5 protein-coding genes are annotated in these 13,569 nt (G+C 64.5%); 4 read left to right on the plus strand and 1 reads right to left on the minus strand.

The genetic code is table 11. The features are described 5' to 3' along the window. Positions 1–10 precede the first annotated feature (10 nt). The gene (locus tag J2T57_RS20275) at positions 11–658 is read right to left on the minus strand and encodes a methyltransferase domain-containing protein (RefSeq protein WP_253484467.1); all 648 of its coding nucleotides are present in this window, start codon (positions 656–658) and stop codon (positions 11–13) included. 150 nt (positions 659–808) lie between these two features. Here J2T57_RS20275 and J2T57_RS20280 point away from each other — a divergent pair, with 150 nt between their 5' ends. From J2T57_RS20280 to J2T57_RS20295, 4 genes are all read left to right on the plus strand, one after another. Next, positions 809–1,300 carry an OsmC family protein gene (locus J2T57_RS20280; protein ID WP_253484469.1) on the plus strand — a complete coding sequence of 164 codons (492 nt, stop codon included), beginning with the start codon at positions 809–811 and terminating at the stop codon, positions 1,298–1,300. Between the two features lie 379 nt (positions 1,301–1,679). Next, positions 1,680–2,645 (plus strand): universal stress protein, encoded by a 966-nt coding sequence (locus J2T57_RS20285; protein ID WP_253484471.1) that lies wholly within the window; start codon positions 1,680–1,682, stop codon positions 2,643–2,645. A gap of 3 nt (positions 2,646–2,648) precedes the next feature. Next, positions 2,649–11,114, plus strand: coding sequence for a GH36-type glycosyl hydrolase domain-containing protein (locus tag J2T57_RS22515; RefSeq protein ID WP_253484474.1), 8,466 nt, complete (start codon positions 2,649–2,651; stop codon positions 11,112–11,114). A gap of 57 nt (positions 11,115–11,171) precedes the next feature. After that, the gene (locus J2T57_RS20295; protein WP_253484477.1) at positions 11,172–13,556 is read left to right on the plus strand and encodes a phosphoketolase family protein; all 2,385 of its coding nucleotides are present in this window, start codon (positions 11,172–11,174) and stop codon (positions 13,554–13,556) included. Positions 13,557–13,569: the final 13 nt, after the last annotated feature.

Consider the following 13,569-nt stretch of genomic DNA (forward strand, 5'->3'; position numbering starts at 1 on the left):
CAGTGTCTCCTTAGCTTTTCGGCGCTTCCTGGTCGGCGCTTTGCGACCGCAGATCGCAGTCATCACGGGTAAACCGCACCGCCTGGGTCGGCGACCCCAGTGCCGGATGCGCCTCGCCGATATTGCCGAATATCGTTCGATAGCCATAGCTGCGGGCGATACGCTGCGCCCAGGACCGGAACTTCAACCGCGTCCACTCAAAGCGATGATCCGGATCCCGGAATTCATGATCGGCCAGCCCGTAGAGTTTGTTGTACTCCTTGTTGGGCGTGGTGACGATGACCGTCTGTGGGCGATAGGCGACGAACAGCGTTCTTTCCAGGGTGGAGAGCTTTCGCGGGTCCAGATGCTCGATGGTTTCCACCAGCACCGCGGCATCGAATCCGGCAAGCTCCTGCTTTTCTTCCAGGTAGGATCCGTGGATCAGCGTTAGCTTACCGTCCGCCATCCCGGTGTGGCCTGCGAGTTCCCGCCTGGCAACAGCAAGCGCCTCGTCGGACGCTTCCACGCCGACAATGCGGGCGAATTCTCCGCGACCGATGGCACGCTTCAGCAGCGCTCCGGAGCCACAGCCCAGATCGAGCACCGTCTCGGCCCCGCTATCCAGCAAGCCACCGATCACGAAGCTCAGGCGGGCATCATGCAAACAATCGTCCATTCGTAAACTGTGATACTGCGATAGTGGAGCCTGCCGCCCCGGCGACGGGCGACTGAATGCTCTGAGAGATGTTGCAGAAACTACACGATCGGGTGCTGGTTTTGTAGTTGCTCTGTTGATGCAATGGCCGCAAGGCAGCGGGGTGTAGTGATGGCAAAAGATCACAAGTACGCAGTGACGGTGGAGTGGACAGGCAACACGGGTGAGGGAACGCGGGATTACTCCGGCTATGGGCGCCAGCATGTGATCCGGGCTGGTGGAAAGCCCGATGTGCCGGGTTCGGCAGACCCACAGTTCCGCGGCGACCCCGAGCGATGGAATCCGGAGGATCTACTCGTGGCGTCTTTGTCCGCCTGCCATCAGCTCTGGTATCTGCACTTGTGTGCGGATGCGGACATTACGGTGGAATCCTACCTGGATCGTGCCGAAGGGACCTTGCGCCTTGGAGATGAAACCAACCGATTCGTTGATGTCGTATTGCGGCCCCACGTGAGTATTCGCGAACCTCATCGTATCGATGATGCTGTGGCCCTCCACCATGAAGCCCACGCCCGTTGCTTCATTGCCCGGTCGGTGGCCTTCGAGGTTCGGTGCGAGCCGGTCATGGCCGTCGCCACCGGACAGCCGACGCGTCCGGGGTGACGGTGTCGTCGTGTCCGGGCCTTATCGAAGGCCGAGAAAGCCGAGAATGACAAGGACGACAACAATAAGGCCGACGATGTAAATGATGTTGTTCATTTGCTTCCCTCGCGTCTTCGATCACCATGCCGCGAAGTCGCGACAAACTATCCGCGAAGGCTACGCGCATGTCGACGCATGTTCTGTGCGCCTGGGTACACGAGTGCCGTAATGCGCTCGGGGTCTCCCCGACCCACGCCTTGCCTGTGTCCGTTATCGCACTGACGTGCCGCCTCCCCTCCGGCTAGCCTGCTCCTCGGTGCTTGAATGCACCGAGGCTGCGGATGTGCCGCAGATCTGCAGCTCTTTTCAGCGTGCTCGACGTGAATCCCGGGGGTGAGAAATGTTCAGGCGTGTCGTTCTGCCACTGGATGGATCCGTCACGGCGGAACGCGCGCTACCCCATGCGGTGTCCGCTGCGCAAGCAATGGACGCCCGCCTTGTGCTGCTCCGGGTCATCGACCATCAGGCCGGGAGTGATACCAACCGTCCCGCCGACCCCCTGGAGTGGGAATTGCTGAAAGCGGAAGCCGGCGCCTATCTCAATGCGGTGGCCGCCCGTCTGGCCCAGTTGGGAGTGGAGACCGAGACGGCAACCGCCGAGGGCGATGCGGTGGAGGAAATCGTCAACTGCGCCCGCGCCGGCCCCCGGACCCTGCTGGTGATCTGCAGCCATGGCAGCAGCGGGACAAGCGCGTGGGTGCTTGGCGGGGTGGTGCAGAAAACCGCGCTTCACGCCAACGTTTCCTTCCTGGTTGTGCGCGCCTACAGCACCGAGCAGCCGGATGCTGGCAGCCTGGTTTACCGACGAGTCCTGCTGCCGCTGGATGGCAGCCGTCGTGCCGAATGTGTTCTCCCCATGCTGGAGACCCTGACCCGTCGCCATGGCAGCGAGGTTGTACTGGTGTCCGTGGTCAACGCCCTGGCCACTTGCGCTGGATTGGCCGACGACGACAGCAGACTTGGCGTGTTGCGCGAGCTCGATGCCGAGCGGGTTGCCGGCGCCGGCCGCTATCTGCAGTCCCTTGCCCAGCGCCTGGCGGGAGAGGGAATGAGCACGCGTACGCGGGTGGAGTTGCAGGCCTCATCCGATGTGGCGCTGCGGGAGATCGCTGCCGAAGAGCAGGTCGACCTGGTCATTCTCGCGGCCCACGGCGGTGCCTGTGGCGCGCGGCTACCATTTGGTGCCGTGCCCATGAACTTGCTGATTTACGGTGAGACACCGCTGCTGGTGATACAGGATCTGCCACCCGAGGAGATCGAGCTATCCCGAGCGGCGCGATCGGCGCGCGAAGTGTCGGGGCACTAGGGCGTGGCTGGCGAGGCCGCAGCCGTTTCGGACGAGAGGGCTGCGCAAGATCGGCTGCGTTCGGGGTCCCGCGCAACCGTTCGTCCGATTCGCGCCAGCCTGCGGCGCTATGAGAGTTCCCTGGACAAGAACCATGAGGCCATCCTGTCCCTGCGCTCGAATGCCACCACTGCGGCAGCGTGGATGGACTGGTACCTGGACAACGAGTATCTGGTTCGTCGGGTCCTGGCAATGCTGGGGCGCAGTCTGTCGGCCGAATTTGCGTCACGTCTGCCTGTTCTGGTGGCGGGTGCAGACTCGGGCAGCGCGCGTGCCAGCGTCATCGCCCGCCAGGGGCTTGCGCGAACGGAGCATCTGTTCGACCTGAATGCGACGGAGGCCCTGGTTCTCGAGCGTCTGGAAACGGCGGCACTCAGCACCGCGGAACTCTGGGCCTTGCCCTTGCTACTGCGCTTCGAGAGTCTCCGGGCGATCTTCGAAAGCGTGGAACAGTTACTGGCCGCATCCGCGGCATCTACCGCTGCCACTGACCAGGACAATGGTCAGGCGGCCGCGCTGCAGGCCGCCCTGGTGGCGAATGGCGTTCGCAGCCTGCACCGACTGGAGAAAACCGACTGGCGGGGATTCTTCGAGCGCACTTCGGCGGTGGAGCGAACCCTGGTGGGCGATCCGGGGCGGGTCTATCCGGCCATGGACTTCGAGACCCGGGACGCCTACCGCAGCGCCGTGGAAAAGCTCTCCCGACTTGTCGGCTGTGACGAAGTCACGGTCGCCAGAGCAGCGATCGAGCTGGCGCGGCGCGATCCGACGGGGCAGCCCTTGACCGGCCACGTGGGTCATTACCTGGTCGGTGATGGGCGCAGCCAACTGACGGAAAGCCTGGCATTCCGACCACCGCTGCACCTGCGGTTACGCGACCGGCTCCGACCCCATCGGCAGGCGCTCTTTCTGGGGCTACTGGCCATCACCAGTCTGCTGTTCGTGTTCATTCCCGTCCTCTATGCCCTTGATCGGGGGTCTTTCCTGTGGGCGGGGATGACGGCCGTGCTGGTGTCCGTTCCCGCCATGATCATCGCGTCCACGCTGCTGCATTGGGGTATTACCCTGGCACTGTCGCCGCGCGTCCTGCCCCGGCTCGACTTCAGCCGGGGCATCCCCCGGGAACACCGGGCGGTGATCTGCATCTGCGCGCTGGTCAACAGCACCGCCGACGCCACCCGGTTGCTTGAACAGGTAGAGCGCCACCATCTGGCCAGTACCGACGCCAGTCTGCGCTTCGGCCTGGTCACGGGGCTGTTCGACGCGGCGACGGCGACCACCGACCGCGATGCTCCGATACTCGACGCCCTGCGCGAGGGCACCGACCGTTTGAATCAGCGCTACGGCGAAGGCGGTGACTCTCCTTTCTTCTGGCTGCACCGCCAGCGCCTGCTCAATGAGCGGGATGGTGTGTGGATGGAGTGGGAGCGCAAGCGGGGCAAGTTGCGGGAGTTGAACCGCTTCATCCTCAGGGGTGATCGGGGCACGTTCAGTGACGAAGCCGGTAGTGTCTCCGATCTTCGGGGGGTGCCCTATGTGCTGACCCTCGACAGCGATACGGTCCTGCCCGTTGACGCCGCACGCCGGCTGATCGGCACCATCGCGCATCCGCTCAACAGACCGGTCGTGGACGCGGGGACCGGCACTGTTACGTCCGGCTACAGCATTCTCCAGCCACGTGTGGAGATTGACCCCGTCACGGCAACGCGCAATCTTTTCACCCGCGCATTCTCCGGCGACCGCGGGCTTGACGTCTACACACTTGCCGTGTCGGACGCGTATCAGGACCTCTTCGGCGAGGGCATCTACACGGGCAAGGGGCTCTACCACGTCAATGCGTTCGAGGCCAGTCTGCACGATGCCGTGCCCGAAGCCGCGGTTCTGAGCCATGATCTGTTCGAGGGCATTCACGGGCGAACCGCGCTGGTCAGTGATGTCGTGGTCTACGAGGACTACCCCGTGGACTACCTGGCCTACCTGCGGCGGCTGCACCGCTGGGTGCGGGGCGACTGGCAGCTATTGCCCTGGCTGGGTCGCTGGGTGCCCACGGCTTCTGGTTCAAGGCGCCGCAACCGGCTTGAAGCGCTGGACCGCTGGCAGATCTTTCACAACCTGCTTCGCAGCCTGCTGGCGCCCGTGCTGGTGGTGCTGCTCCTGTGCGGCTGGTTCCTGCTGCCCGGTTCACCCTTGCATTGGACCATCCTCGCCCTGCTGACGCTGCTGGTGCCGTCCCTTGCAGGAGCGGTGGGCCTTGTCCGCAGCACGCTGCGCCGTCGCCGAGCGTCGCAGTTGCTGTTCGGCCTTGGTGGTGATCTGCGCCGCTGGCTGCTGGCGGTTGCCCTGCTGCCCCATGAGGCGCTGACCGTCGCCGATGCGGTGTGTCGCTCGCTGTATCGCACGCATGTCAGCGGTCGACACCTGCTTGAGTGGACACCCGCCGCCACCGACGCCGCCGTCGGCAACCGTTTTTCGGCCGGTGGCCTGTGGCGCGCCATGGGACTGGTCAGCGGCCTGACCTTGGTCGTTGGACTGGCCCTGGTGGCGTGGCGTCCCGAGGCACTTTGGGGTGCAACGCCGGTCCTCTTGCTCTGGCTGGCGGCGCCGGCGATTGTCGTCGCGTTACGTCGGGAGCCTGCATCGCCAAGGGAGCGTATTCGGGCCGAGGACCGCACCCACCTGCGCCGCGTTGCCCGCCGCACCTGGCTGTTCTTCGAGCGTTTTGTCGGGCCGGAGGATCACTGGCTGCCACCGGATCATTTCCAGGAAGACCCCCGGGGCGTGGTGGCGCACCGGACTTCGCCCACGAATATCGGGCTTCTGTTGCTCTCCAATGCGGCGGCCTATGACCTGGGCTACATCGACGCCGAGGAGTGCCTGGTGCGCTGCCGAAACACGTTGCGGACTATCGAGTCGATGACGCGTTTCCGCGGCCACCTGCTGAACTGGTACGACACCCACAGCCTGACGCCGCTGCCGCCGGCCTACGTGTCAACGGTGGACTCCGGCAACCTGCTCGGCTGCCTGCTGACGGTGAAGAGCACGGCTGCCGAGATCCGCGCCGTAGCAGCCTGGCGGCAGGAGCTATTCGAAGGGCTGCTGGACGCCACCGGGGTGATGGAAGACTCCGTTGCCAGGTCCGCATCGGCGGGATCCCTTGAGGCGCTGGGCGGCGAATTGCAGGCGCTGCGGAATCGGGTGCTGGAGACGCGCCGGTGGCCCGCGCTGTGGCCTGCGCTGGTGGATGAACTGACGGAGACGATCCGGTCGCGGATAGACCCGAGAGTGGAAGCCGTGCTCCACGAGCCCGGTGGCTTGCCGCCAGAAACCTTGACCGACCTGCGGGTGTGGCTGGAGCGGTCGCATCATCACATGCTCCGCATCCGGGAGTGCCGCGATCGCTTCATGGCCTGGTGGCCGCTACTCGCTGCAATGCCTGCCAATCTGACGGCGGAGGATGCGCCAGCCGAGGTTCGTGATGCCGTGGCCCGCTTGCGTGCGTCACTGGAAGGGGCACCAAGCTGTATCGAACTCGAAGGCCTGCCATCGCGCATAGCGCCGGAGGCAGATGCGCTGCGGGCCGCGCTGGTCGCAGCGCCGGAGCCGGCGTGCGGCGAGGCCGAGGCCTGGCTGGACGATCTGGAGGCCGCAGTCATGAGGACATCGACTGCGGCCAGCGGAATACTGGCGATTGCCGGCGAGGTGGAATCCAGTTGCGAGCGATTGTTCGCCGAAACCGACATGCGGTTTCTATATGACGGGGTTCGTCACCTCTTTCGTATCGGCTACGATGTGGACCGGGGCCGGATGGATGACAACGCCTACGACCTGCTGGCCTCTGAATCGCGACTGGCGAGCTTTCTCGCCATCGCCAAGGGCGACGTGCCAGCGCGCCACTGGGCGCATCTCGGCCGTCCGCTGACCCGGGATGGTCCGGACGTGATGCTCCTGTCCTGGAGCGGCACCATGTTCGAATACCTGATGCCCGGGCTGCTCATGCCGGAGCCACAAGCGGGGCTGCTGGCCCGCAGCGCTGAGGGTTCCATCGCCAGTCAGATCCGTTTCGCTGCCAGCCGCGGTATTCCATGGGGCATTTCGGAGTCCGGATACTACCTGTTCGATCCGGCCCGCAATTACGCCTATCGCGCCTTTGGCGCGCCGTCGCTGGCCTTGCAGGCGGCCCGTGGTGTCGAGGATCTGGTGGTCTCTCCTTACTCCACCTTCCTGGCGCTGCCGTGGCGCCCCCATGCAGCAACGGACAATCTCAGGTATCTCGAGACCTTCGGCATGCTGGGCCGCTATGGCTACTTCGAGGCGCTGGATTTCACGCCGCGGCGACTGGATGTCGGCCAGTCCCACGCCCTGGTCCGCAGTTACATGGCGCACCACCATGGCATGTCGCTGGTCAGCGTCGCCAATGCCCTGACTACACAGAACGCGATCACCCGCTTCAGTGCCGAACCACGCTACGGTGCCTGCAAGCTATTGCTGCAGGAACGCATGCCACCGGACCCGGAGCTGGAATATCCGGCTTCGCCGTCAGCGACGCCCCGGCAGGTTGCCCTGGATACCGTGCCCGCCCTCGATCCCTGGAACGTCCCGGTGGACACGCCAACGCCCCGTGTCCACCTGCTGTCCAACGGCCGCTATGGCGTGCTCGCGACCAACGGCGGCGGCGGTGGAAGTTTCTGGAACAACATCGCACTGACCCGCTGGAGTGCCGACTCCACCAGTGACGACAGAGGTTGCTGGGTCTACCTGGAGGACGTCGATGCTGGCGATACCTGGTCGATTGCCCGGCAACCGTCATCAATCCGGGAGGGTGACGAACAGGTTCGTTTCCATGCCCATGCGGTGGAGTATCTGCGGCATTCACGGGGTCTGGTCCAGACCCTTGAGGTCACCGTGTGTCCCCGGGACGATGTCGAATTGCGCCGCATCACGCTCACCAATCACGGTGAACAGGTTAGACGCCTTGTATTGACCACCTACGCGGAATTGGTGCTCGGAGACGCCGCCGCCGATCGGCAGCACCCGAGATTCAGCGGCCTGTTCGTGCAGTGTTCCTACGATGCCGAGCAGTCGCTGCTGCTGTTCGAGCGGCGTTCCCGGGAGGGGTCCGCCGATGCGGGACCGTTGCTGGGGGAGTTTCTGGTCGGCGTGCGCGGTGTCATCAAGCCCGATGGCGTCGAGACCGATCGCGGGGCGTTCCTGGAACGGGATGGTTCGCTGGCCAAGCCGCCCAAGGCTGGGCATGACCAGGGCATTGGTGCTGCCGTCGGCAGTGGACTTGACCCCATCGCATCCCTGCGCAAGACGCTCACGCTGGAGCCGGGCGCCACCGTCCGGCTCGCCCTGGTGCGGATTGTCGCGCCGACTCGAGAGGCGCTCATGCAGACCAGGCAACGCTTTGCCTACTGGGCCAATGTGCAATACGCCTTTGATGAGGCTAGAACACGCATCGCCCGGGATCTCCATGGCGGTGGAATCGGCCCCGGCGTCCTGCATGATCTTGTCCGCCTGACCTCCGCCTTGCTCTGTCCGCATCCGGATCTGCGTGCGCCGACTGCAATCCTCGCCCGTAACCAACTTGGCCAGGCCGGGCTTTGGGGGATGGGTATCTCCGGAGACCACCCAGTGGTGTTGTTGAAGGTGCCGCAGTCCGCCGGAATGGATGTCGTGAATCTGCTGCTGAAGGCCCATGAGTTCTGGCGCAAGCGGAACTTGCCCATCGATGTGGTTTTTCTCGCCACCGGTGACGATGGCTACAGCGGCAACACCCGGGATGCGCTGCACCGTGCCATCTCATTGCGCCACGCCGAAGCCTGGATCGGTCGGCGCGGGGGGCTCTTTGTGCTCACAAGTGCCAGTCAGGGAGAAGCCGACGTGGTTCTTCTCCATGCCGCGGCAAGTCTCGTGCTGGATGGCGGCATCACGCATCCGTTGGCGGCACTCGACCGGTTGAACAACGCGGATATACCGCTGCCCCTTCTGCCGGCACGCCCCGGGACTGACTTTCCGCCCACGGTCGATGTCGCGCCGTCTCTGCCGGCGGATCTGAAATTCTGGAATGGCCTCGGTGGTTTCACGAGCGACGGCCGTGAGTACGTCATGCTAATCGAAGGCGTGAATCGGCCGCCGGCGGCCTGGATTAATGTCATTGCCAATCCACAGTTTGGCTGCACCGTATCCGAGTCCGGCGGCGGTTACACCTGGTGGCTCAACAGTGGCGAGAACCGGCTGACGCCCTGGCGCAACGATCCGGTGCTCGACATGCCCGGGGAGTGCATCTATCTGCGGGATGAGGAGACGGGCGATCTCTGGTGTCCGACGCCCGCGCCGATGTACGAGTCCGGTGCCTACCTGGCACGCCACGGCGCCGGCTATTCGCGGTTCGAGCATTGCAGGCTGGGCGTGGATAGCGAACTGTCGCTGTTCGTCGATATCGATCAACCTGTGAAAGTGGCACGTTTACGAGTCTCGAATCGCTCGGAGCGGGCCCGCCGTCTCACAGTCACCTTTTATGCGGAATGGGTGCTCGGCACCCGCCGCGAGACCGGTGCCGGTTACCTGATCCCCGCATGGAATGCCGAGCACCGGGCGCTGCTGGTCCGTAATCCCTATGGCGCTCAATGTCCGGGTCAAACGGTATTTCTTGCCACTACGCAGGAAGTGCATGGCTACACGGCGGACCGATCCGAATTCCTTGGACGGGACGGCGGCTTGCATGCACCAGCCGGCCTGGCACGCGTCGGGCTGTCTGGCCGGGTGGACGCCGGGCGTGATACTTGTGCCGCGCTCCAGGTGCATGTCGACCTGCCCGTTGGGGGCACCGAGGAGGTTGTTTTTCTATTGGGCGCCGGCGCCAATGAGGAAGCCGCACTGACGCTGATTCGTGGCTGTCGTGACACCGGTGCAATCCAGCGCATGCGCGATGCCGTGGATACCCACTGGCGGCAGCGCCTGGGCACGGTGACACTGGAAAGCCCTGATGCCGCCACGGACATCCTGTTCAATGGCTGGCTGCTCTATCAGACCCTGGCAAGCCGCCTCCACGGTCGTACCGGTCTGTACCAGTCCAGCGGTGCCTTTGGTTTCCGCGATCAATTGCAGGACACCACGGCTTTGCTGGCGGCAGCGCCGTCACTGTGCCGCGCGCAGATTGTGGCTGCTGCCGCGCGACAGTTTCCCGAGGGCGACGTGCTGCACTGGTGGCATCCGCCTGCCGCACGCGGGGTGCGAACGCGGATCTCCGACGATCTGCTCTGGTTGCCCTGGGTGGTGTGCGAGTACATCGCCGCCACGGATGAGGTGGACGTACTTGACGAGTCGATTACCTGGCTTTCCGGTGATCCGCTGGGTGCGGAGGAGGGCGATCGCTACAGTGAGTACGCCCAGTCCGGCGAATCCGCGAGCCTCTACGAGCACTGCCTGCGGGCGATTCGCCGGGTCGACCATGCCGGTGCCCATGGCTTGCCCCTGATGGGCGGCGGTGACTGGAATGACGGCTTCAACCGGGTTGGCGACAAGGGTCGCGGCGAGAGCGTCTGGCTGGGGTGGTTCCTGCTCGACACGCTGCGCCGCTTTGCCCCGGTGTGCGAGACACGGGGCGACCTGGCCACGGCGCAGTTGCTGACCGAGCGGGCGGCAACGCTCGCGCAGGCCTTGCGCGACCATGCCTGGGACGGTGGCTGGTACCGCCGCGCCTACCATGACGACGGCTCGGCCCTGGGTACCGCGGACGCCGAGGCCTGCGAGATCGACGCCATCGCTCAGTCCTGGGCCGTGCTCTCCGGTGGCGATGGCAGTGGCCGCGAACATGAGGCGATGGCCGCTGTGGGTGAGCGGCTGATGCGGGCAGAAGATGGCCTGGTGCTGCTGTTCGAACCACCCTTCAAGGCCGGCGCGAAGGACGTCGGCTACATCGGTGCCTACCCGCCGGGGGTGCGTGAGAACGGTGGTCAGTACACCCACGCCGCCGCCTGGACGGGACTTGCCTTCGCCCGGCTCGGCAACGCCGAGCGCACCGCCGAGGTGCTGCGCATACTCAACCCGATCAACCATGCCCTCACCGCCGAGGCGGTTCGCCACTATCGGGTAGAGCCCTATGTGTTGGCTGCGGATGTCTATGGCTACCCACCACATGTCGGCCGGGGTGGCTGGACCTGGTACACGGGCTCCGCCGCCTGGTACTACCGGTTCATCCTCGAGGGTGTGCTTGGCATCACCCGTCGTGGCGATACGCTCATGATAAAGCCCTGCCTGCCGCCGCACTGGCCCGGCGCAACCGTGACCTGGCGGCACCGTGGAAGCGTCTATCACATCCAACTGGTACGCACCGCCAGCGCGCCCCCCAACACGCTATCCGCACCCTGCACGCTCCCCATGCTGGACGATGGCGCGGAGCATCGGGTTGCGGTGTACATCGTCTAAGGTTCTGGTTGGAAGCCTGGAACCACCCGGCAGCGGCAAGTGCGAGGGGCGCGCCTCATGACTGATTCGACATCACAAGGGTCCGGTCCACTGTCGGCAGACGACCTGGCTGCACTGCACGATTACTGGTCGGCGGCCAACTATCTCTCGGTGGGCCAGATCTACCTGCTCGCCAATCCCTTGCTGAGCGAGCCCTTGTCGGTGGACCACATCAAGCCCCGGCTGCTCGGGCACTGGGGCACGACACCGGGGCTCAATTTCATCTATGCGCACCTCAATCGGGTCATTCAGGCGCTGGACCTGAACATGATCTTCATCACCGGGCCAGGTCATGGCGGGCCGGCGCTGTCGGCGAATACCTGGCTGGAGGGATCGTTCTCGGAGGTCTATCCGCAGGTGGCGCGGGATGCCGAGGGCATGGCGCGGCTGTTCCGGCAGTTCTCGTTTCCCGGCGGTTTGCCCAGTCATGCTGCCCCGGAAATCCCCGGCTCCATTCACGAGGGCGGAGAGCTTGGTTACGCGCTGTCCCACGCCTTTGGTGCCGCGTTCGATAACCCCGATCTGATTGTCGCCTGCGTCATTGGCGATGGCGAGGCAGAAACCGGGCCGCTCGCCACCGCCTGGCACTCCAACAAGTTTCTCAACCCAGCGAGCGATGGCGCGGTGCTGCCCATCCTTCACCTGAACGGCTACAAGATCGCCAACCCGACGGTGCTTGCCCGCATCAGCGTCGATGAACTCGACAGCCTGATGACCGGCTACGGCTATCGGATGATCCTGGTGGATGGGGAGAACATTCCCCAGGCACATCAGGCCATGGCCGCAGCGCTCGATGAGGCCGTTGCCGAGATTCATGCCATTCAGCGGCAGGCGCGGGGCGGCGGGGTCTCCGGGCGACCCCGCTGGCCGATGATCGTACTCCGCTCGCCCAAGGGCTGGACAGGGCCGGACAGGGTGGACGGCAAACCGATGGAGGGTTCCTGGCGTTCGCACCAGGTACCGTTCAGCGATGCGGGGACCAATCCGGACCATCTGGCGGTGCTTGATCAATGGTTGCGCAGTTACCGCCCGGACCGCTTGTTTGACGAGCAAGGCGCGCCGCGCAGTCAGCTAAGCCAGTTCCTGCCCGAGGGACAGCGGCGCATGGGCGCAAACCCCCATGCCAATGGTGGCCTGCTCTGCAAGGATCTGATCCTGCCGGACTTTCGCGATTACGCTCAGCCGGTTGCCGAGCCCGGTCACGAGATGGCGGAATCCGTCCGGGCCATGGGCCGGTTCCTGCGGGATGTGCTGCGCAAGAACGAGGCGCACAGGAATTTCCGCCTGTTCGGGCCGGACGAGACCGAGTCGAACCGCCTGGGTGCGGTCTTCGAGGCCACCGACCGGACCTGGATGGCGGACAGCCATCCCGACGACGAGCAGCTCTCAGCCGACGGTCGGGTGATGGAAATCCTCTCCGAGCATACCTGCCAGGGTTGGCTGGAAGGCTATCTGCTTACCGGGCGGCATGGGCTGTTTTCCTGCTACGAGGCATTCATCCACATCGTCGACTCGATGTTCAACCAGCATGCCAAGTGGCTGAAAGTGGCCTCCCACGAAGTGCCCTGGCGCCGCTCCATCCCGTCGCTGAATTATCTCCTCACCTCCCACGTCTGGCGGCAGGACCACAACGGCTTCAGTCACCAGGATCCGGGATTCATCGACCATGTGCTCAACAAGAAGGCAGATATCATCCGGGTCTATCTGCCGCCGGATGCGAACTGCCTGCTGTGCATTACGGACAAGGTGTTGCGGAGTCGGGACTTCGTCAACGTCATCGTTGCGGGCAAGCAGATGCAGCCCCAGTGGCTCTCCATGGAAGACGCCATCAGGCACTGCACCGCAGGCATCGGCATCTGGACATGGGCCAGCAACGACTTTGGCGGTGAGCCCGACGTGGTCATGGCCTGCGCCGGAGATGTGCCGACACTGGAAACCCTTGCAGCCGTGGACCTGCTGCGCCAGTACATGCCCGAGCTGCGGGTGCGGGTCATCAACGTGGTGGACCTGATGACCTTGCAGCCTCGCGAGGAACATCCTCATGGCCTGTCAGACCGGGAATTCGATGCCCTTTTCACCACCGACAAGCCCATCATCTTCGCCTATCACGGTTACCCGTGGCTGATCCACCGGCTGACATACCGGCGCACCAACCACCGGAATCTCCATGTGCGGGGCTACAAGGAAGAAGGCACCACCACCACGCCATTCGACATGGCCGTGCTGAATGATCTGGATCGCTTCCACCTGGTTGGGGATGTCATCGATCGTGTGCCGGGCCTGGGTCATCAGGCCGCCTACACCCGCCAGGCAATGCGCGACAAGTTGATCGATCACTACCACTACATCCGTCGTCACGGCCAGGATATGCCCGAGATCCGCGACTGGAAGTGGCCGTACTGACTTGACCAGGACA

This window comes from Natronocella acetinitrilica (assembly GCF_024170285.1).
Classification (GTDB): Bacteria; Pseudomonadota; Gammaproteobacteria; order Nitrococcales; family Aquisalimonadaceae; genus Natronocella; species Natronocella acetinitrilica.

Bases quoted from the DNA above. Each gene is read 5' to 3' on its own strand.
- J2T57_RS20275 (WP_253484467.1), bottom strand. From the start codon at position 658: ATGGACGATTGTTTGCATGATGCCCGCCTGAGCTTCGTGATCGGTGGC.
- J2T57_RS20280 (WP_253484469.1), top strand. From the start codon at position 809: ATGGCAAAAGATCACAAGTACGCAGTGACGGTGGAGTGGACAGGCAAC.
- J2T57_RS20285 (WP_253484471.1), top strand. From the start codon at position 1,680: ATGTTCAGGCGTGTCGTTCTGCCACTGGATGGATCCGTCACGGCGGAA.
- J2T57_RS20295 (WP_253484477.1), top strand. From the start codon at position 11,172: ATGACTGATTCGACATCACAAGGGTCCGGTCCACTGTCGGCAGACGAC.